This window comes from Schaalia turicensis, assembly GCF_019380255.1.
Classification (GTDB): Bacteria; Actinomycetota; Actinomycetes; order Actinomycetales; family Actinomycetaceae; genus Pauljensenia; species Pauljensenia turicensis_A.
The window spans coordinates 460,906-480,829 of sequence record NZ_CP048928.1 but is presented as its reverse complement, the minus strand read 5'-3'; the positions used below and the strand labels follow the sequence as shown (position 1 = coordinate 480,829).

The 19,924-nt window shown below is 56.9% G+C and carries 19 protein-coding genes and 1 tRNA gene; 12 read left to right on the top strand and 8 right to left on the bottom strand.

What is annotated here, in order from left to right; genetic code table 11:
• The first annotated feature begins 65 nt into the window (after positions 1-65).
• The 7 genes from G5S47_RS02075 (at position 66) to G5S47_RS02045 (ending at position 6,160) form a co-directional block, all read left to right on the top strand.
• Positions 66-512 (top strand): OsmC family protein, encoded by a 447-nt coding sequence (locus G5S47_RS02075; RefSeq protein WP_103632423.1) that lies wholly within the window; start codon positions 66-68, stop codon positions 510-512.
• 1 nt (position 513) lies between these two features.
• Positions 514-1,263: a VPDSG-CTERM exosortase interaction domain protein gene (locus tag G5S47_RS02070; protein WP_219585712.1), complete on the top strand. Its 750-nt coding sequence runs from the start codon at positions 514-516 to the stop codon at positions 1,261-1,263.
• Positions 1,264-1,473: 210 nt separating this feature from the next.
• Entirely contained in the window at positions 1,474-2,232 is a 759-nt protein-coding gene (locus G5S47_RS02065) for a thymidylate synthase (RefSeq protein ID WP_218840569.1), read from the top strand.
• Entirely contained in the window at positions 2,229-2,759 is a 531-nt protein-coding gene (locus G5S47_RS02060) for a dihydrofolate reductase (protein WP_006681821.1), read from the top strand. The genes G5S47_RS02065 and G5S47_RS02060 overlap by 4 nt, the downstream gene beginning before the upstream one ends.
• Positions 2,760-2,824: 65 nt before the next feature.
• Positions 2,825-4,051: an MFS transporter gene (locus G5S47_RS02055; RefSeq protein ID WP_257878506.1), complete on the top strand. Its 1,227-nt coding sequence runs from the start codon at positions 2,825-2,827 to the stop codon at positions 4,049-4,051.
• A gap of 48 nt (positions 4,052-4,099) precedes the next feature.
• On the top strand, positions 4,100-5,506 hold the full coding sequence (fumC, locus tag G5S47_RS02050; RefSeq protein ID WP_006681824.1) for a class II fumarate hydratase: 1,407 nt from the start codon (positions 4,100-4,102) through the stop codon (positions 5,504-5,506).
• Positions 5,507-5,743: 237 nt separating this feature from the next.
• Positions 5,744-6,160: a rhodanese-like domain-containing protein gene (locus G5S47_RS02045; RefSeq protein WP_050998834.1), complete on the top strand. Its 417-nt coding sequence runs from the start codon at positions 5,744-5,746 to the stop codon at positions 6,158-6,160.
• A gap of 130 nt (positions 6,161-6,290) precedes the next feature.
• Here G5S47_RS02045 and G5S47_RS02040 read toward each other — a convergent pair whose 3' ends face one another.
• The 4 genes from G5S47_RS02040 to G5S47_RS02025 all read right to left on the bottom strand — a co-directional run bounded on the left by G5S47_RS02040 (position 6,291) and on the right by G5S47_RS02025 (position 10,665).
• The gene (locus G5S47_RS02040; protein ID WP_006681826.1) at positions 6,291-7,106 is read right to left on the bottom strand and encodes a sulfite exporter TauE/SafE family protein; all 816 of its coding nucleotides are present in this window, start codon (positions 7,104-7,106) and stop codon (positions 6,291-6,293) included.
• Complete coding sequence (locus G5S47_RS02035) at positions 7,103-7,273, bottom strand: hypothetical protein (protein WP_219585710.1); 171 nt, start codon at positions 7,271-7,273, stop codon at positions 7,103-7,105. Before G5S47_RS02035 ends, G5S47_RS02040 begins: the two co-directional genes overlap by 4 nt.
• A 146-nt stretch (positions 7,274-7,419) precedes the next feature.
• Positions 7,420-7,496: transfer RNA gene (locus tag G5S47_RS02030), tRNA-Met, on the bottom strand.
• A gap of 121 nt (positions 7,497-7,617) precedes the next feature.
• A complete protein-coding gene (locus tag G5S47_RS02025; RefSeq protein WP_219585856.1) occupies positions 7,618-10,665 on the bottom strand; it encodes a UPF0182 family membrane protein in 3,048 nt (1,015 codons plus the stop codon).
• A gap of 194 nt (positions 10,666-10,859) precedes the next feature.
• Here G5S47_RS02025 and G5S47_RS02020 point away from each other — a divergent pair, with 194 nt between their 5' ends.
• A complete protein-coding gene (locus G5S47_RS02020) occupies positions 10,860-11,426 on the top strand; it encodes a PPA1309 family protein (protein WP_219585709.1) in 567 nt (188 codons plus the stop codon).
• Positions 11,427-11,442: 16 nt separating this feature from the next.
• Here G5S47_RS02020 and G5S47_RS02015 read toward each other — a convergent pair whose 3' ends face one another.
• Positions 11,443-12,654 carry a YlbL family protein gene (locus G5S47_RS02015; RefSeq protein ID WP_257878484.1) on the bottom strand — a complete coding sequence of 404 codons (1,212 nt, stop codon included), beginning with the start codon at positions 12,652-12,654 and terminating at the stop codon, positions 11,443-11,445.
• 132 nt (positions 12,655-12,786) lie between these two features.
• Here G5S47_RS02015 and G5S47_RS02010 point away from each other — a divergent pair, with 132 nt between their 5' ends.
• Positions 12,787-14,319, top strand: coding sequence for a zinc-dependent metalloprotease (locus G5S47_RS02010; protein WP_219585707.1), 1,533 nt, complete (start codon positions 12,787-12,789; stop codon positions 14,317-14,319).
• Here G5S47_RS02010 and G5S47_RS02005 read toward each other — a convergent pair.
• A complete protein-coding gene (locus tag G5S47_RS02005) occupies positions 14,316-14,597 on the bottom strand; it encodes a hypothetical protein (RefSeq protein ID WP_219585706.1) in 282 nt (93 codons plus the stop codon). The genes G5S47_RS02010 and G5S47_RS02005 overlap by 4 nt on opposite strands.
• A gap of 9 nt (positions 14,598-14,606) precedes the next feature.
• On the opposite strand from G5S47_RS02005, the gene G5S47_RS02000 reads away from it, so the two are divergent.
• Positions 14,607-15,368 carry a hypothetical protein gene (locus tag G5S47_RS02000; RefSeq protein WP_179370265.1) on the top strand — a complete coding sequence of 254 codons (762 nt, stop codon included), beginning with the start codon at positions 14,607-14,609 and terminating at the stop codon, positions 15,366-15,368.
• Between the two features lie 15 nt (positions 15,369-15,383).
• Here G5S47_RS02000 and G5S47_RS01995 read toward each other — a convergent pair whose 3' ends face one another.
• Positions 15,384-17,420, bottom strand: coding sequence for an ATP-dependent DNA helicase UvrD2 (locus G5S47_RS01995; RefSeq protein WP_219585705.1), 2,037 nt, complete (start codon positions 17,418-17,420; stop codon positions 15,384-15,386).
• 40 nt (positions 17,421-17,460) lie between these two features.
• A complete protein-coding gene (nudC, locus tag G5S47_RS01990; protein WP_219585704.1) occupies positions 17,461-18,468 on the bottom strand; it encodes an NAD(+) diphosphatase in 1,008 nt (335 codons plus the stop codon).
• A gap of 55 nt (positions 18,469-18,523) precedes the next feature.
• Between nudC and rph the strand changes: the two genes are divergently transcribed.
• Both rph and rdgB read left to right on the top strand, forming a co-directional pair.
• Positions 18,524-19,291, top strand: coding sequence for a ribonuclease PH (rph, locus tag G5S47_RS01985; protein ID WP_219585703.1), 768 nt, complete (start codon positions 18,524-18,526; stop codon positions 19,289-19,291).
• A complete protein-coding gene (gene rdgB, locus G5S47_RS01980; protein ID WP_219585702.1) occupies positions 19,291-19,914 on the top strand; it encodes an RdgB/HAM1 family non-canonical purine NTP pyrophosphatase in 624 nt (207 codons plus the stop codon). Before rph ends, rdgB begins: the two co-directional genes overlap by 1 nt.
• Positions 19,915-19,924: the final 10 nt, after the last annotated feature.

Genomic DNA, 19,924 nt, shown 5'->3' with positions numbered 1-19,924 from the left:
TTCTCGTGATATCTTCATCGCCTTCTCAACGCGCACGGATGCGAATAATCGGTGAGAATAATGGCATGAGTGAAACACAAGAGACCCCTGTTTTGTCCCCCGCCCTCTACTTGCAGCGTGAAGGCATCCGCCAGTACTCGGCGACTAATCCTCGTGGCGCCCAAGTTCTGGTTGGTGAGGGCCCCGGCCGTTTCTCTCCCGGTGAACTTCTGAAAATTGCGGTCGCAGGCTGTAACGCAATGTCGTCCGACAAGCGTCTGACCGATCGCCTTGGCGAAGACTTTGAGCAGGTCGTGGCTGTCTCCGCGCAGTACCTCGAAGGCGAAGATCGCTTCACCCACTTTGATGTGGAACTGATCCAGGACCTCTCAAGCGTGGATGAGGAAGAGCGCGAGAAGATGATTCGTCGCGCATCGGGCGCCATCGAGCGTAACTGCACCATCGGTCACACCGTGACCAAGGGTGCCACCTATGAAAAGACCTTCACGAACGAATCCCTTTCAGAGGACTGACATGTCTGTGCGTCACCGGGCAGTCGATGTGTGGCAGCGCGCGCTTGATGTGCCCTATGCGTCGACTGCCCGTAGTGCGCAAAAACTGCGCGATACTCACCCGGGAGCGACCCCCAGCGAACTGGTTGAGATTGCCAACCAGCGTTTCAAAGCGCGCGTGAAACGTGAGTCTGGGGCTGCCGGGGCTTTCTCAGCGTGGCCCGGAATTGGCACTGCGCTCAGCCTTGGTGCCTCCGGTCTGCAATTCGGCACGTTCCTGACTGAAGCCGCACACCACTGCATGGTCGTCGCGCACCTGTACGGGATTGACGTGAAGGATCCCGCGAAGCGTAACGCGCTGGTATTGGCTGCAATTACGGGGCAAGAAGGGGCTGAAGCAATCACGGCAACCGTCGGTATTCAGGCAGCATCGTGGTTCGCATCTTCCTTTGTTGACATTCGTTCTCAGGCAGCGACCCAGTTCAATCAGATGATGGTCAAGTGGGCGAAGCGTAAGCTTGCAAAACACGCTGCACTGTCTTCTGTCGGACGTTTAGTCCCCTTCGGAATCGGCGCGGTCGTCGGATGGAAGGCCGGCGCAGCATTGGCGAATAAGACGATCGAGGGGCTGGAGATTGCGCTGGGAACGCCTCCCGCTGATTTCTCGCACACTCGCATTATTGATGTTTCATTGAATGGCGATGCACAAAAGTCTGATGCTTTCGCTCACCTGGCACTGCCGATGGATGATAAGGCAAGCGTCCTCGACTGACTTCACCATCATTTTTGGCTGATCTCCCCATAGCGTCGTCGCCTGTGCGACAGTACGCACGCGATAATAAGGACAAGCAGCTGGCCTGCGCACTTTCCGTTGCACGTTAAAAGACAGACAATAGGAAGCAACAAGATATGGTGATGACCTTTAAGGAGACAACTGACTGTGACTATTGATCGTCAGTATGAGGATCTGCTTGCGCGGATTATGGAAGAGGGAACTCTCAAAGGGGATCGCACCGGTACAGGCACGCGTTCCCTGTTTGGTGGCCAGCTTCGCTACGACCTGTCCAGGGGATTCCCGCTGATCACGACGAAGCGCGTTCATCTGAAGTCGGTTGTCGGCGAGCTTCTCTGGTTCCTTTCCGGCGATTCGAACGTGCACTGGCTTCAGGAAAACGGCATCCGTATTTGGAACGAATGGGCGGATGAGAACGGCGATCTCGGCCCGGTCTACGGAGTGCAGTGGCGCAAATGGGGCACCGCTCAGGGCCAGACGATCGATCAGATTTCTTCGGTTCTTGAAACGTTGAAGACAAACCCCGATTCCAGGCGCATGATCGTGTCCGCATGGAACGTGGGCGAACTAGAGAAGATGGCGCTGGAACCCTGCCACGCATTCTTCCAGCTCTACGTTGCCGACGGTCGCCTGTCCCTGCAGCTCTACCAGCGCAGCGCCGACATGTTCCTCGGTGTTCCGTTTAATATCGCGTCCTATTCGCTTCTCACTCACATGTTTGCTCAGCAGGCAGGCCTTGAGGTGGGCGAATTCATCTGGACCGGCGGCGACTGTCATATCTACTCCAACCACGTGGAACAGGTGACTGAACAGCTGTCGCGCACCCCTTACGAGTTCCCGACTTTGAAGCTGAATAAGGCTCCGTCAATGTTCGACTACACCTTCGATGACGTGATCGTTGAAGGCTACGAACACCATCCGACGATTAAGGCTCCGGTGGCAGTGTGACAACCGTTGCTTCGATCTGGGCGCAGGACAAGAATGGCGTTCTTGGAACTGGAACGTCAATGGTGTGGCACGTGCCCGCAGACTTCGCACATTTCAAGGCTTCCACGTTGGGATGCCCGATCATCATGGGACGTCGTTCCTTCGAGGCATTGGGCGCTCCCCTGCCGGGACGAACCAACATTGTGATTACGCGTTCACACCTGTACGAGGCCGACGGCATCGACTTGGTGTATTCCATCGAGGCTGCCTTAAAGCACGCGCAGGACAAGGCTGAAGCAGACGAGGCTCCCTACATTTGGATCACCGGTGGAGCACATCTGTATGCCCAGACGATGGATCTGGTAGATGAACTGGTTGTCACCGACCTTGACCTTGATATTGAGGCCTCGAATCCTGATACTCCGCTGGTTCATGCGCCAGCAATTGACCCGACCGTGTGGGCCGTTGACCCTCAGCGCTCCGATTCTGAATGGAACGACAAGTCTGGCGACGCCCGCTGGAAGGTTACGACCTACGTTCGACGCTAGAACCAGAAGAAGAGATTGAAAACGTGGTGGTAGCCTCGTCAACTAAAAAACCCAGAGCCTCGTCGGTGCTTGCCCACCCGACACTGCGCGCGCTACTTGCGATCGCCCTGTTTACGTACACGGCGCAGAACATGATCAACGTGTCGATCGCGCCTCTGGCGAGGGCGATGAGTATTCCGGAATGGATCGTCGGCGCCGCGGTATCGCTGGCAGCAGTTGCGGTTGCGATGCTCAGCCAGTTCTGGGGTCGTCGCTCGATCGCGTGGGGACGCAGGCGAGTTCTGCTGACCGCCCTCTTCCTCGCATTCATTGCGGGCACGTTGTTCTCCGGCGTCGTCGCTCTGCGCGCAGCCGGTATCGCCGGCACGGTTTTGACTGCCTCGATCATTCTGCTGGCACGAGGCCCCTTCTTCGGCTCCGCAGTCGCAGCGATTCCGCCGACCGGACAAGCTCTCATTGCTGAGAACACTCCTGACGAAGCGTCGCGTGTGCGTGGTATGTCAGCGTTCTCTGGAGCAATCAACCTATCGATCATGATCGGCTCCCTGATTTCGTCGGCGCTTGGCACGTGGTGGATTTACGCGCCCGTGCACGCCACGCCGTGGTTCATCGCGATCGCGCTGATCATCGCGCTTGTTGCAGTGCCAAAGGATGCGCCTGCCACCAAGGACCCGGACGAGGAGACCCCGGAACCCGTGGTGCTTCCCCCTCGCGTGAAGTGGAATGACTCGCGCATCCTGCCGTGGATTACCGGCATCTTCGGTATTTTCTTTGCCAGTGGCGTCGTTCAGATCACGATGGGCTTCATTGTTCAGGATCGCCTGCATCTTGACCCAGCGCACGCGGTCTCCATGACGGCATTGATGCTACTGGCGAATGCTGCCGGCGCGATGCTCATGCAGCTCCTCGTCGTCCCACGGCTGTCTCTTCCGCCGGTTATTCTGCTACGCACCGGCATGACCTTGGGCTTTATCGCGCTAGCGACACTGACGTTTGCGTCCCACGGACCGATCATCACAGTCGCCACCTTCGTGCTCGGCGCGTCCAGCGGTCTGGCAAGCCCAGGCTTTAGCGCGGGTGCCTCGCTGGCAGTCAGCGACGAAGAACAGGGGGGCGTTGCTGGCATCATCAACGCGACCGGCGCCGTCACCTGGATTTTTGCTCCGGTGAGTGCAACTGCACTCTACGGATGGCACCCGATTGTTCCTTTCGTCCTAGCCCTGGCTCTCGTCGCACTTTCTGTCAGTTTTGCATGGTTCCACTCGCGTCTTCGGGTAGCACAAACCCATTAGGTTCGCCTAACCTGAAGCGGTACGTTTCTTCAAAGGAGAACAACCCACATGACAACAACGCGCACTGAATCTGACTCAATGGGCACCGTCGAGGTCGCCACCGACCGCTACTGGGGCGCCCAGACCGAGCGTTCCCTGCACAACTTCGACATCGGCCGTAACACTTTCGTGTGGGGCCGTCCCATGATCCATGCTCTGGGTGTCCTGAAGAAGTCTGCTGCACTGGCCAATGCTGAGCTCGGCGAACTCCCCCAGGAGATCGCTGACCTGATCGCCAAGGCCGGCGACGAAGTCATCGAAGGCAAGCTCGACGATCACTTCCCACTGGTTGTTTTCCAGACCGGTTCTGGTACGCAGTCGAACATGAACTCCAACGAGGTCATCTCCAACCGCGCCATCGAACTCGCCGGTGGCGAGATGGGCACCAAGACCCCCGTTCACCCGAATGACCACGTGAACCGTGGTCAGTCCTCGAACGACACCTTCCCCACCGCCATGCACATCGCAGTCGTCTGCGAATTGCAGGCCATGTACCCGCGCGTCATGCAGCTGCGCGATACCCTGGCCAAGAAGGCTGAAGACTTCACAGACATCGTCATGGTCGGTCGCACCCATCTGCAGGACGCCACCCCGATCACCCTTGGTCAGGTCATTTCCGGTTGGGTTGCTCAGATTGATTTCGCCCTCGACGGCATCCGCTACGCAGATTCACGTGCACGCGAGCTCGCCATCGGTGGCACTGCGGTCGGCACCGGCCTGAATGCCCACCCGGCATTCGGCAAGCTCTGCGCCACGAAGATTTCCGAGGAAACCGGCATTGAGTTCAAGCAGGCAGACAACCTGTTCGCAGCCCTTGGCGCACACGACGCACTGGTCCTGGTCTCCGGTGCCCTGCGCGTCCTGGCTGATGCCCTGATGAAGATCGCCAACGATGTCCGCTGGTACGCTTCTGGCCCGCGTAACGGCATCGGTGAACTGATCATTCCCGAGAACGAGCCCGGTTCGTCCATCATGCCCGGCAAGGTCAACCCGACCCAGTGTGAGGCCATGACCATGGTCGCCGTTCAGGTCTTCGGCAATGACGCAACCGTCGGTTTCGCTGGCTCGCAGGGCAACTTCCAGCTGAACGTTTTTAAGCCGGTTATGGCATGGAACGTTCTGGAGTCCATCCGCCTGCTCGGCGATGCGTGCGTTTCCTTCGACACGAACTGCGCATACGGCATCGAACCGAATGACGAGAAGATCCAGCACAACTTGGACATCAACCTCATGCAGGTGACCGCCCTCAACCGCCACATCGGCTACGACAAGGCGTCGAAGATTGCGAAGAATGCTCACCACAAGGGCCTGTCGCTACGCGAGTCTGCCTTGGAGCTCGGCTTTGTCACCGACGCTGAGTTCGATGCCTGGGTTGTTCCGGTTGACATGACGCACCCGAGCGCTGCCGGCGAGTGAGCCTGGCATTGGCGGCCTCTGACCTGCTCGGCCAGACGTCGACACCAGCGACGTTCAGCCAGTGGGTGTAGTTCTCGTTTCTGATTGACGAGGCCACGACCGTGGTAGCGAAGGGGTCGGTGGGATTTGATTCCCACCGGCCCTTTGCCATTCTCTGCGCGGAGGTGAACAGGACTTTCTCCTCTCACAAGGAGGCGATATCGCAGCCATAAGATGAGTTGTGATCGAAGAGGCTCCATGTTGTTCACTCGCCGTTTCGCTTCCGTTTTGAGCGTCGGACTTACTGGTGCACTACTCGCTGGTTGTTCTTCAGCTTTGACCAGCGAATCAGATGGAGCTTCAACGACTTCGCAGTCTTCGGCCAGCGCCTCTCAAGCAACTGAGGTCGGCATGGTGATCGATGTGCGTACTCCCGATGAATACGCTGACGGCCACATCAAGGGTGCGACCAATATCGATTTCAACTCCGACGCTTTCGCCAATGACATTACGAAGCTTGATAAGAACGGCACCTACACTCTGCACTGCCATTCCGGCAACCGTGCGGGTCAGGCACTGAAGCTGATGCAAGAAGCCGGCTTCACGAACGTCATGAATGCTGGTGGCTTTCAAGATGCGTCCAAGAATCTGGGCATCGAGCTGGTCACCGAGTAGTCAAACGCGTCCCCCAACCAATGCGTAAAGGCAATCGCGGGGAGGTTCAGATGGTTCAGTTGGGCATCAGAATCGACAAAGAATGAGCCGAGGCTGTGGACAGCCGAGCCTTCCCGAGAGCACAAGATAGCTATTTCTGGCGTCGTTTAAAGATTCCGGCTTTACGCAGAGTATTGAGCATGACCACGATCAGGAAGATCGTGAAGAGAATGTTGCCAGTTTCGGGTGAAATCCAGCCTGCGACGAATGTGCCTGCGGGTGCACTGAATGCTGCGGAGATGCCGACGATGATACCGGCTTTGAGGTCGACGATACCGTGTTTTGCGTTTGTCCAGGTTCCAGAGATGGCAGTGGGGATCATGACGAGTAGTGAGGTTCCGCGGGCAAGGAGGTCGCCGAGGCCGACGACAAGTTCCATGCCAGGGACAAGGACTGATCCACCACCGATGCCGACGAGTCCGGCGAGGATTCCGGAGAGGACGCCGACGAAGATGAGTCCTATTCCGCGTGGTATATCGAGGGTGAGTCCGGCATCGCGTACGGGGATGTTGATTTGCTGAGAAACAATCACAAAGAGTGCGAAGACGACGATGATCCAGGGGAGGATTCGGTCTGGTAGTTTGCGTAGGAGCCAGACGCCGATTTGGGCACCGACAAGTGCGCCGACGATGAGGATGATTGCTGCGCTCCAGGAGACGTTGCTACTGAGGGCGTATGAGGTTGTGCCCGTGAGCGCGGTGAATATGAGGGCAAGCAATGAGGTTGCTGAGGCACGACGTTGATCCATCCCGAGGACGGACATGAGTGCTGGAACGATAACGAGTCCACCGCCGACGCCGAAGAGGCCGGCGAGGAAGCCGGCAAGTAGCCCGGTGAGGATGACAAGGAGTGTGCGAGAGAAGTGTCCTGCTGGTTGGTCTTTCGCTGGTTGTAGTGTTTGAGTCATAAGGCGTCGCAGTCCTTTGCTGTGTTGCTTGGGTAAGCGTAGATGAGTGTCAGATTATCGATGACGATTCCGTGGTTAGCGCATGCGCCACTGACTGCGGGTTCGGCTTCTGCGAGGCGTTGGACCTTGGTTGTGTATCCGTCGGCGATGGAACAATAATGCTCCATCCGCCTGTTGAGCGGGTGAAGTATGCGGTGATGTTCACGGTTGTTTTCTCTCTGACCATTCCACGATTAACGATAGAGGGAACCATGTACAAACTGAAGGCCGAATATAAAAAGGTCGGAACCTCGATTGAGGTCCCGACCTTACTTGGTAGCGGGGACAGGATTTGAACCTGCGACCTCCGGGTTATGAGCCCGGCGAGCTACCGAACTGCTCCACCCCGCGTCGGTAGTTACTACCCTAGCGTGCTCGCGACAGAGCTTCAAACGGAGGGCGGTGAGCTTCGTCTCGTAGAAGCTCACCGCCCGGGTTTCGTCAAGGATAGGGCTGAGTGCGCGGGGGAAGATCAGCCGTTTGACTGCGTTGCGTCAGCGCCCGGAGAGCCGAGGGTCGAACCGGATTGTGGCGTATCGGTGGAGCCGGATGTGACGCCAGTGGACTGTCCAAGTTCTTCTTGTGCGGCAAGGGCTCGCGCCAATGCGTCATTGAGCTTCTTCTGGGATTCGCCGTACGCACTCCAATCTCCGCTACTCAAGGCTGTTTGGCCGGCTTGCATGGCCGCTGAGGCGTCGGTCAGTGCTTGATTCAAGCGCTGTTGAGCAGTTTGGGTGACGGTGTTTGAAGTATCGTCACCTTCTGCGGTTTCTCCACCTGCGTTGTTCGCGACTGTCGCGGCCGAGTCACCGCCGAAGGTCTGATCCAAGGATTCTTCTAGAGTCGGCGCGAAACCGACCTGATTACCGAAGGCAGTCAGGACTGAACGCAGAACCGGGTAGGACGCTGAGCCGGTGCCCTGGACGTAGACAGGCTGGACGTAAAGCAGACCGCCACCAACGGGCAGAGTCAAGAGATTGCCTCGAATAACCTGCGAATCCGCTTGATTCAACAAGTTGAGCTGGCGCGCGATAGTCTCATTCGAGTCGTATGCGTTCTGCACCTGGCCTGGGCCGGGCACGGTAGTCGATGACGGCAAGGCTAGCAACCGGAGCTTTCCATACCCATCGCGGATCTTTCCGGCCTCGTTCCCTGTCTCTGAGTCGACGGCGAGGAAGCCTGCCATTGCTTCACGTTTGGATTCACCACCGGGAACAAACACGGAGGTCAGTGAGAACTCCGCGGTTTCCTGGGTCGGCATCTGCATTGTCAGGTAATAGGCAGGCTGAGCCGTCACTCCGGAAGAAACTCCGCCCGACTGCGATGCGTTCGAGGATGCGGACACTGCGGTTGATGTTTCTTCGGCGAGGCGCCAACGGTCACCACCGGCGTAAAAGTCGGATGCATTGGTGACGTGGTAGCTGGTAAGAAGCTCACGCTGGACCTTAAACATGTCCTCCGGGTAGCGCATGTGACTCATCAAGTCACCGCTGATTCCACTCAGGGGTTCAACACGACCCGGGTAGATCTTCATCCACGTCGAGAGGATCGGGTCTTCCTGATCCCACTGGTAGAGGTGAACGGACCCGTCGTATGCGTCAACGACAGCCTTCACTGAGTTGCGCATGTAGTTAATCGTCTCTGCGCGCACATATTCGCCAACCTGCGAGGATCGGGAGTCAACGGTTGAGCTGGACAGGGACTGGTGTTGCGAGTAGGGGTAGGAGTCTGTTGTCGTGTAGGCATCAACGATCCAAACCAGGCGCTTCTCGGTTGACGGATCCCCATCCATGTCGACGACAGCCGGGTAGGCTTCCTGTTCCAAAGTCAGGAACGGGGCAACCTTAGCGACGCGGTCCAACGGATCACGGTTGTAGAGGATCTGCGAAGCAGAGTTGGTCTGAGACGAGAAGAAGATGTCGGTGGAACCAAACTTGATCGAGTAGAGGAGCTTGTTCCAAACGTTGCCGACGCTTGGGCCACCGTCGCCAGTGAAGGTTGTGGCAACCTGACCGCCTTGGACGTTGTCATCCGGGTAGTCGAGTTCTTGCGGATCGCTACCCTCCGGAGCACCGACGATCGAGTAATAGGGGGCGTTCGGGGAGAAGTAAACGCGTTCTTCATACTCCCCCATTTCGCCGACCGAGGGCACCGACTGCTCCCAGTATGAGGGCAGGCCATCAGAGTTCAGCGAATTACCGTAGGCGGCGACAACACCGTAGCCGTGCGTATACACGGTGTGCGTATTCACCCAGGTCTGTTGTTCCGCAGACAAACCGGCGAGGTTCATTTCGCGCACTGCGATGACCGTGTCTCGACGCTCATCACCGACCGTGTAACGGTCCACGGACATTCCCGAATCGAAACCGTAGTAGGGACGCGACTGTTGCAGTTGCTGGACGGTCTTCGTGATCACCTGCGGGTCAAGCAGACGAATCTGCGACGTTGATTCAGAGTCTTCGCGCAACTGTCCGGGCTGAGCGCTGGTTGCGGCGTCGTAGTTGGTGTATTCCAGATCATCGAGGCCGTATGCTGCGAGGGTGGCATCAATGTTGTGCTGAATGTATTCAGATTCCAGGGCTCGTTCGTTCGGGGTGACGCGGAACTGCTGGATGAGCGCGGGGTACGCGCCACCAATGATGACGCCAGAAATCACGGTCACGGCGACACCGATCGTGGGCAGACGCCAGGAGCCCCTGAACGCTGCGACAAGGAAAAGCAGAGCTATCAGGAACGAGATAACGGCCAGGATCGAATGAGCTGGAAGCGTTGCGTGAATGTCGGAGTAGAGGGCGCCATCAATATTGGCGCCGTCTTGAGTAAGCAGGTCATAGCGGCCGAGCCAATAGTTCGCTCCAATGAAGAAAGAAACCAGTGCAGCGAAGACTCCCGTCTGTAGACGAGCGGGCTTTGACGCGTGAGGACGCGGAAGCAGGCGAACGGTGCCGTACACGTAGGAGACAACGAATGCTGCAATCAAGCAGAGGATCGAGATTTTCAGCAGGAATCCGACGACTAGGTTCAGCATCGGCATTGTGAAGACGAAGAAGGCGATATCGAAACCAAACTGAGGATCCGTCTTCCCGAAGGGCGTCTGATTCACGAATTGCAGAACCGTCTGCCAATCATTCGCGAGATTGGCACCGTTCGTGAAACCGAGGAACAGCGCGACCGCCCAGAACGCGATACGACGAACCGGGTCCAGTGCCTTCTGGTATTCGCGAAGAGTTGCGGACGCTTGACCTCGCGTGGAGGCTTCGCGATGCTTATACGCATAGTTGAGCGACCAGAGAATCAGGCCGGTCACGACAAGGAAACCAATGGCGAAGAGGCCGGCGTGAGCAATCCATTGGGTCAGCACGATACGCACTGAATGCATCTGGCGGAACCAGAGGATCTCGGTCCATACGACTGAGGCCGCATAGATGATCGCGCCAATTCCAACCAGAATCAGCAGCGTCAGAGTCATTGGGTTGAAACGCGGACGGTCAGTATTGTTCCCTCCCCTCTGTGGCTTCATTGACTGAGGTTCGGGCATGGGAAAGGCGCTCACAGCGTCACTCCTCTACGTTGATTATCGTGCCCTCATCCTACCCGCGGTGCGCGTGAGAGTGCGCGACGAGGCTCCTGTTGGAACGCTAGCCTTGACTGGCATTCATCAGAACTCACAATTCGGTGACACCTTTGCGTGCTCGACGTGAGAACATACATTCCATGACTATCGAAGAACCTCAGATGCCGAGCGCGCGTCAGATTGCACTTGCGAATGTTGTTGTCGACATTGAACGTAGCGCTGCACGAATCGGTTGGGATCATGCCCCCTCGCTCTATGCGCTTGTCCACACGTCCCAGCTTCTTGCCCAGCCGGACTTGCCCGAGGATATTGCTCAGCAGATCCGCAAGGGGTGGGATGGGAGCGAAGAACACCTGTCTGCCGTGATTCAGGAAGATCTTCGGGAAGACGACCTCGAAGAGGTGCTCGGACATCTTGGCTGGCCAGAGCAGGTTGCTGGTGCTGCGATTACGGTTGAGCGTCTTGTCGTACCCCCGGAGGTTGAAGATCAGGCTCCCGAAGATCCCGAAGAAGCCATCCAGTTCATTTCGAACCACCCGTCACGCGCGGATGTTCGTCTTGCTGTTGGCGCGCTTCGCACCGGCGAATCCTGGTGTGCTCTGCGCACGAAAGCATTCGACTCCGACGACAAGGTTGGTCAGGGAACAAACCTTATTCCGAACCTCGTCGATGCTCTTCTCGCATCACTCGAACCGGACGTCGGCTGACGGCCATTTCCGAACATCACTCGCAGGTCGGCAGGGTATCCCCCTGGCCGGCCGCGATTGTTTCTACGGCACTTCTGGCTTCTGACAGGGTCGAGACAGAGACGACACTGAGGCCTTCGGGGACGTTTCCGACAACTTCATCGCAGTTCGAAGAGGGGGCAAGGAACCACGAAGCCCCGTCGCGCTTGGCTCCCCACATCTTCTGCACGATGCCACCGATCGCACCCACTTCACCGTCGTAGGACACAGTCCCTGTTCCGGCAATGCTCTCAGTTCCTGCGAGGGCACCAGGGGTCATGCGGTCGATAATTCCAAGCGCAAACATCATGCCTGCGCTGGGACCGCCCACGTCTTTCAGATTGAACTGAATATCAAGCGGAAACGTGGCTTCAACAGACAGGTAAACGCCTAGGCGGGAGCCTTGCTGTCCTTCGGGAGCGGCCACCGTCGTGATCGGAATATCGACCTGTTCCCCGTTGCGTTCAACGGTCAATGTCAGTGTTGTGCCAGCGGGGATAGTCTTGACCAGCGCAAAAACAGTTGAGGCTCGATCAATCGGATGGACGACTCCTTGGGCATCAGTGAGTGACACAAGCAAGTCGCCCGATTGAACGCTACCCTCTGCGTTTGTTCCTTTGACCGCTTGGACGACACGCACTGATGCGGGCACGTCCCAGCCAAGCGATTCCAGAGCCGCAACTTCCGCGGTCGACTGCGAATTCGACATCATCGCTGATTGGGCTTGGTCAACCTCTTCTTGGCTGACATCTGAGGGATATGCCTCGTCGTAGGGAACAAGGACGGACTTCGAATCGAAGTAGCCCATGATCAGCTCAGCAAGATTCAAACGGGCGCTCGGCCCACCTCGTTGAGACACTGTCACCATCCGAAGCTGTCCGACACCGTCCTCACTTTCCGTCGAAGGTTCAACAGCGACGGACTGTCCCGAATCAGGGTCGGTGCCGGAGATTGCGATCAGGTCGGTGCCTCGATATGACCCAACGACGTTGAACGTCGGTCCCGGCGATTCCAGCACATACGGCATTGGTAGAGCGAATAGTGCGACTCCTAGAATCACGCCACCGGCGATCGCGGCGATGGTGGGACGACTCGGCACCCATTTCTTTACCCGCTGGCTGGGGGTGTCGTCCGTGTTTTCTGACCGCACCGTGGCGTCTTCAAGCTCGCCGGTTAGGAGGCTGTGATCCTGCTGTTCATCAATACTCACCGGATCATTGTCGCCCATGGTTTGCCCCGAGGGCACGCTGGGATGCCTATTTCAGTGTTTTCCAATTCCTCTTTCAGCGCACGCCCATGGTTCATCGCGCGATTCTACAGGTGGCGCGGGTAGGCTCGCAGTATGAACGAGGACGAAACGTTCCCCCAGGACAATCCATTCGAAGACTTTCTGCGCAATATGCTCGGCGCCAACGCAGCGGAAGAAGCAATGCGGGCGCTGAACGCACAAGGGTTCGATCCTTCAATGTTGCCTCCGGAGGTTCAGAATCCAACCGCTTTGAACGCCGCATTGAAGCAGATGCAGTTCTTTATGAATACGTCCACGGGTCCCGTTGATTGGCGAATCGTGAATGATTCTGCACGGCAACAGATCTACTCTGCGGGCGATCCAGCTGTGAGTGCAGCCCAGGCGGGGCGCGCACGTCAAGCGTTGAGCGTTGCTGACTTGTGGCTTGATACTGTCACCGATTTTGCCCCCGGACAGGTCGAGCGCGCGGCGTGGAGTCGCATTGAGTGGACCGAGGTCACCCTTGAGCAGTGGAAACGAATCTGCGAACCAATTGCGCTGAATGTTTCTCGTGCGCTCACGTCTGTGATTGAAAACCAGATGGGCGGGATCTCAGGTGATCCTTCGCTTCTTCCTGAGGGCTTTGCCTCTATGGCAAGCCAAATGAAGAGCCTGACTCCGAAGTTGGCGACAATGATGTTTTCTTCCCAGCTTGGAATGGCACTGACCGCGCTTGCGCGCGAAACGTTCGGCACGAATGACGTGGGTATTCCCCTCTTGACGAAGCCGACAACTGGTTTGGTGGTGTCGAACGTTGAGGATTTCGCAGACGGGCTGGATATTCCTTTCGAAGAGGTTCTACAGTTCGTTGCTGTTCGTGAGTGCGCTCATCGTCGTCTTTTTGCTTCAGTTCCGTGGCTTGAGGGCGATCTGATGCGAGCCGTCGAAAACTACGCGACTCATATCGAGATCGACATGGAAGCTCTTTCTGACGTTGCCCGCACGTTGGATCCGACGGATCAGCAGTCGATCGAGGAAGCCCTGTCGGGTGGCGTGTTTGCGATGAATATTTCGCCCGAGCAGAAGCGTAGTTTGGAGCGTCTTGAAACGATGCTTGCGCTGATCGAAGGCTGGGTTGAAGTTGTGACGGCTCAAGCGACCGCCCCGTATCTTCCTCACGCCGATCAGTTGCGCGAAATGATCCGTCGTCGTCGCGCTACCGGCGGCCCAGCCGAGCAGGTGCTGGGTCAGTTGATCGGATTGCAGATGCGTCCGCGTCGTGCACGAGGCGCCGCATCGATCTTCGGTCTTGTCGCAGCCGACGGTGGGAGGGAAGCTCGCGACACCCTCTGGTCACATCCTGACATGGTGCCGACGCAGGCAGAGCTTGATTCTCCCGACACCTTCTTGACGATCCGCCAGGCGGCTCGTGAACAAGACGCGGATATCGATGCTGCTCTCAATGCCCTGTTGGACGGCACGATGGGGTGGGCTGAAGGGCTTTCTCCGGAGAGTGATCCCGAGAGTGAAACGTTGGCGCGGGCAGGATTTGCTCCAGACGATCAGGCCGAGGATCAGTTCAATGATTCTGCTGACGGTTCTGAAGACAAGGATTCTGATCCTTCTTCGGGGGATACTCAGGCCTAACGATGAAGCCCCTCGTCACCTCCGTGCTGATGCTTGTGGATAACTTTTTCGCGCGAGCACGCTCGGCCTGTGGATAAACGCTGAGCCGGGTTGAAGGCTGGCATACTCATCACCATCGAGTTCTCACGAAGAGGTGTGCGATGAAGTTGAAGCCCGGTGTCACGGTGTTGAGGGTTGGGGATCATTCGGTCCAGGTTGGAACAGATCACGGTCACCACATGGTCCTTCGTGGCCTGCATGATCGTCAGATCAACGCCTTGATCGCGTGCAGTCATCATTCTGTGTCTTTGGATGCCGATCAAGATGATCCTTTGCCAAGCACTTTGCCGATTCGTCTTCGGATGCGCCTGCAACACGCTGGATTCTTAGAAGATGTCACTCTGCCCCAACACCTCGCGTTGACGTTCACCGTCTTCGATGACGTATCCGCGCGAGTTTTGGATCTGGTGAAAAATGACTTCTATCTTGAGGTCATTCCCCTGCAACCACGTCGGGTTGATGACCGGATTGCCAGGGTGATTGGTGAAGGCTTTCTAGGGTTGCCACTGAAACGGTCACTATCAAATCGCTATGATTTACTCCCCCGCTATGCACCTCATACTCATGGTCAAAATGAGGCTTTAACGATTGTGTCCTCTCAGCGGTTTCCCGCGTTCGAAGACTCCTGGATGCTCGTGAAAGAAGATATCCCCCACCTTCTGGTCACTGAACTGGAAGACGGCTATGACGTCGGGCCTCTTGTCATCCCAGGACTCAGTGCGTGTGGAGCGTGTTTACTCTCCCAAGAAAACGCTAGAGATCCTGATTTTCTTGATCACCGTAAGACAGCGATGCGGACACCATTGGTTGCTCCCACCCCTCTTGCCACCCATGGCGCAGCCTGGTCGATTGCCAGGTTTATCCAGACTTTTATGGGGAATGATCACCTGATGACATCAAGCATTCACCATATTGATGCTCACGGTGGCTTCTCGATACGACAAGCTGTACCTGAAGCGAACTGCGGGTGTAAGGAGAACAGTCTAAGCGAGCGTACTTCCGATCGATAGTACGAAGAGAACGTATTAAAGAAGATCGTCCTTAGTCACTTCAACTGTTTCGCCGTCCAGGATCGCTAAAACGGATGATCCGAACGCATCTGCTTTGATCTCGCCGATGCCGGAAATCCCAAGAAGCTCACGATGGTTCTTCGGACGCCTTGTCGCAAGCTCACGAAGCGTGACATCCGAAAAAACCGTATAGGGAGGCTTACCAGCGAGCTTTGCAACATCACTTCGCCACGAGCGGAGGGCTTCGAAAAGATCGAGGGTCTCTTTCGACGCTGTTGCTTGGAACTCACGTGTCGCTTGCTTCGATGATGATGCGTGAGCGTGAGCGGGCTTCTTCGTCTTTATCGAGGGGCTCTGTGGCCACACGCTGTTCAGCAGGCGACTACGTTTACGCTTCGAACGATCCCCGTCACGCCGGCTTCGCGCCCACGAGAGCTCAAGAATGTCCCTCGCACGAGTGATACCAACGTAGAGAAGGCGACGTTCTTCTTCGATTGCTTCGGGGGTCTTAGCGTAGGAAATAGGGAGCAGACCTTCGCTGAGCCCCGGCATAAAAACGGCTGACCATTCCAGCCCCTTCGCCGAGTGAAGAGTCATGACTTCCACGCCCTCTTTATTCGGCTCTTCTGCTACCTTGCGCTTGTGCGTGAGCTCTTCAATGAACCCAGCAAGATCCGGAGCAGATGAATCAGTAGCCAATGCGATCAGCGTATTGAGGTTATTCCAGCGTTCAAGCGCATTTGCTCCATTGGGAGCTTGAGGCGTCCAGCCGATGGCTTCCAAGTGTTCTTCTATTTGGTCGCGCAGAGAGCCAGGGGAATCCTGGCCAGACTTCGACACCGCGATCAGATGGCTGACTGCACGGCGAACTGATTCTCTATCAAAGAATGGAGTCTCATCTTGAAGAGCAATCGGGATCTGACGCGCTGAAAACACTTCTTCGTAGAGTTCGGATTGAGCGTTGATACGAAGGAGGACAGCGATATCGTGGGCAGGTGTTCCACGATGTATGAGTTCTTGAATCTTCGACGCGATGGCTTCAGCTTCTTCCCTATCTGACGAATAGCTTGCGAATTCAACATGCGCACCCGAAGGTCGTTGAGAGCTGAGCGTGACAGTGCCACTGGTTTTTCCTGCCCCCAGCATGACCGAGTTAGCGACATCAACAATTTGAGGGGTCGACCGATAATCTCTGGTCAGTTCAAGGACGTGCGCGCCCTTGAATTTCTTTGGGAAATCAACAAGAAATGATGATTGAGCACCTGCAAATGAATAAATTGTCTGGGCAACATCGCCAACGACACACACGTCGTGACGATCACCGACCCATAGATCCAACAACGACTGTTGCAGGCGTGACACATCCTGGAATTCATCAACCACGAAGTTCTGGTACTGGTTACGCACTTGCCTAGCAACGTCAGGACGATCCTGCATGATGGCGGCCATCAAAATAAGGACGTCTTCAAAATCGATCGCACCACGTTCGCGCTTAGCGTCCTCATACAGGCGAAGTATCGTTGCCATCTCATCAGCGCTTAAGCCATCTGGAACAGGGTGTCCGTCGCGCACTACTTCGCCATAGCGCTCTGCGTTAACCATCGACACTTTCGCCCATTCAATTTCGGCAACAACATCGCGGAATTCAACATTTCCCTGCGCTATTCCAAGGCGGGACATCACGGGATAAACAAGCGATGATTTACTGGGGATGAGCTCTGGAATCTGACCACCAATTGCTGTTGGCCAGAAGAATTTCAGCTGACTGAGTGCAGCCGAATGGAAGGTTCGAGCAGGAACTCCGGGAACGCCAAGCTGGGTAAGTCTTTGCCCCATTTCAAAAGCAGCGCGACGCGTGAACGTCACTGCAAGAACCGAATGTGGCGTGAACGCACCCGTTGCCACACCGTACGCAATGCGATAGGTGATCGCACGTGTTTTCCCCGTCCCTGCGCCAGCACGAACAGCCAATGGCCCTTTCACTTGCAGGGCAACAGCGCGCTGATCCGGGTCAAGCGCGTCAAGAAGAGCATTCGGGTCTGGCAAATTCATAGAACGATTGTCCCACTGACCATGGAGAAACCAATGTGCATCATGGGCGCCGAAGCGGGTCAAGCGAGCTTGGGCTCTCAGGCAAGTCGCTTCCGTACCAATCCACAAGCAGGGCATACGCAATGGATGTTGGGCCCGGTGCACTCACTTCACCGCTGTGAAGAGCATCGCGCAATTCACTCCGGCTAAAGAACCGCGCCCATTCGATCTCTTCCCCATCGGGAATCGGCACAACCGGTGTTCCAACAGCTACTCGCGCGGTGTACCCAATCATCTGCGAACGAGGGAACGGCCACGGTTGCGTCGCCTGATATTCAACGCTGGCCACATCCAGACCAACTTCTTCTTTAACTTCGCGAATAACTGCATGTTCAGGCGATTCTCCAGCCTCGACGAAGCCGGCGATCAGAGAACACATTGTGGTGCGCCACGCCGTATTGTGCGCAAGCAACACACGATCCTCATCATCGTGGATGCGCACGATGACTGCCGGGTCCTGTCGCGGATATTCCACGTGCCCACACCCGGAACACTCCGTCGCCCAGCCACTCAGAATCGAGCGAACAGACTTCCCACAACGAGCGCAGAAACGGTAGGAGGCATGCCAAGTAGCAAGAGACACACCCACCATCGCAACCCCCGAATCCGAAGCACCCAACATATGCCCACCCCATCGCAGGTGAACCCACTGCACCCCCGGAAGCTCAGCGTCATTGTCAAGGCAGAGCACAATCTGCCCCGCCCCATCATCAGTGGCACCGACGAAATAGGCGGGGGCGGCCTCGTCGATCAGAGAGAGGGCGACCGGGGTGGAAATCGTTGCCAACTCAATCTCTGCACAGGCATCGCGAACTGGAATAACGCCGATCGCACCATTTGGCTTTACTACAACTGCGCGGACGGACGACAGCCCTGCGCGATCCTCTTCACTCACCCCTGCACCCAAAGCCTTTACGCCGCGTTCAAGGAGCGCGCGTGGGCTGACATTCTCACGCACGGAAACGAGGGCGCGAGGAGTGAGCCGGACAAGGGGAAGGTGAAGTGTCATACCTCAACGCTAACCCTCCTGGGGTTCGCTTCGCGAAGTGAACTAGGCTGGAGGCATGACTCATGATGTATCTCGCGCCGATGGGCGCTCATTCGACCAGCTCCGTCCCATTTCCATGACCCGCGGCTGGGCGGGCGTCGGTGAAGGCTCCGTCCTTGTCGAGTTCGGAAATACTCGCGTCCTCTGCGTCGCCTCGCTGACAGAGGGGGTTCCGCGCTGGCGTAAAGGGAGCGGAGAAGGTTGGGTCACCGCCGAATACTCGATGCTGCCACGCGCAACCGCTGAACGCTCACAGCGCGAGTCCATCAAGGGTAAGGTCGGTGGACGCACGCAAGAAATCTCACGCCTCATTGGTCGAAGCCTGCGCGCAATCATTGACGTGACAGCTCTGGGCGAAAACACAATTGTCCTCGACTGCGACGTTCTGCGTGCAGACGGTGGCACTCGCACCGCGTCCGTGACCGGCGCCTACGTTGCGCTGGCTGAAGCTGTCCGCTGGGGCACCGAAAAAGGTCTCATCACACCCAAGGCTGGCACGTCCGTGCTGACCGACTCCGTGTCGGCGATCTCCGTTGGCATTATCGACGGCACCCCGATGCTCGACCTCCCCTACGTTGAAGACGTCCGTGCAGAAACTGACATGAACATCGTTCAGACCGGCAACGGCAACTTCATCGAGGTTCAGGGCACTGCCGAGCACGCGCCCTTCAACCGTGATGAACTGGGCGACCTGCTTGACCTGGCAGCGATCGGCAACGCGCAGCTGGCCGATCTGCAACGTCGTTGTTTGACCGCTGGCGAACTTGAGACGGTCACCCTCTGATGACGACCCCCAAACTGGTTTTCGCCACCGGCAACGCCCACAAAATCGCGGAGTTGGAAGCAATTCTGGCCCCCGCATACGCAGGGTACGAGGCCGGGATCATTGCCAAGATGAGTGACTTTGATGCGCCCGAACCGGTAGAAGACGGTGCATCTTTCGAAGAAAACTCTCTGATCAAAGCTCGTTCTTTGGTGAAGCTGACCGGATTGCCGGCGATCGCGGACGATTCCGGTTTGTGCGTTGACATTCTGGGTGGAGCGCCCGGCATTTTCTCTGCTCGCTGGTGTGGCCACCACGGTGACGATGCAGCAAACCTCGATTTGCTCCTTGCTCAGTTGGCCGATGTGCCTGATGCACTACGAGGTGCCGCATTCGTCTCTGCTGCTGTATTGGTTCTGCCTGACGGGCGCGAGTTCGTTCAGCGCGGAGAGGTTCGTGGTACTTTGCTTCGCGAGCGCCGTGGTAGTGGCGGATTTGGCTACGACCCGATCTTCGTTGCCGATGGCTTTAACGTGACGACAGCGGAAATGACGCCCCAGCAGAAGAATGCGATCAGCCATCGAGGCATTGCATTCCGCGCCCTCACTGGCGCGGTTGTCGATGCGCTCCAACAGAGCCAGTGATCTCAATTCA

Bases quoted from the DNA above. Each gene is read 5' to 3' on its own strand.
- G5S47_RS02075 (WP_103632423.1), top strand. From the start codon at position 66: ATGAGTGAAACACAAGAGACCCCTGTTTTGTCCCCCGCCCTCTACTTG.
- G5S47_RS02070 (WP_219585712.1), top strand. From the start codon at position 514: ATGTCTGTGCGTCACCGGGCAGTCGATGTGTGGCAGCGCGCGCTTGAT.
- G5S47_RS02065 (WP_218840569.1), top strand. From the start codon at position 1,474: ATGGAAGAGGGAACTCTCAAAGGGGATCGCACCGGTACAGGCACGCGT.
- fumC (WP_006681824.1), top strand. From the start codon at position 4,100: ATGACAACAACGCGCACTGAATCTGACTCAATGGGCACCGTCGAGGTC.
- G5S47_RS02045 (WP_050998834.1), top strand. From the start codon at position 5,744: ATGTTGTTCACTCGCCGTTTCGCTTCCGTTTTGAGCGTCGGACTTACT.
- G5S47_RS02040 (WP_006681826.1), bottom strand. From the start codon at position 7,106: ATGACTCAAACACTACAACCAGCGAAAGACCAACCAGCAGGACACTTC.
- G5S47_RS02035 (WP_219585710.1), bottom strand. From the start codon at position 7,273: ATGGAGCATTATTGTTCCATCGCCGACGGATACACAACCAAGGTCCAA.
- G5S47_RS02025 (WP_219585856.1), bottom strand. From the start codon at position 10,665: ATGAAGCCACAGAGGGGAGGGAACAATACTGACCGTCCGCGTTTCAAC.
- G5S47_RS02020 (WP_219585709.1), top strand. From the start codon at position 10,860: ATGACTATCGAAGAACCTCAGATGCCGAGCGCGCGTCAGATTGCACTT.
- G5S47_RS02010 (WP_219585707.1), top strand. From the start codon at position 12,787: ATGAACGAGGACGAAACGTTCCCCCAGGACAATCCATTCGAAGACTTT.
- G5S47_RS02005 (WP_219585706.1), bottom strand. From the start codon at position 14,597: ATGATGACTGCACGCGATCAAGGCGTTGATCTGACGATCATGCAGGCC.
- G5S47_RS01995 (WP_219585705.1), bottom strand. From the start codon at position 17,420: ATGAATTTGCCAGACCCGAATGCTCTTCTTGACGCGCTTGACCCGGAT.
- nudC (WP_219585704.1), bottom strand. From the start codon at position 18,468: ATGACACTTCACCTTCCCCTTGTCCGGCTCACTCCTCGCGCCCTCGTT.
- rph (WP_219585703.1), top strand. From the start codon at position 18,524: ATGACTCATGATGTATCTCGCGCCGATGGGCGCTCATTCGACCAGCTC.
- rdgB (WP_219585702.1), top strand. From the start codon at position 19,291: ATGACGACCCCCAAACTGGTTTTCGCCACCGGCAACGCCCACAAAATC.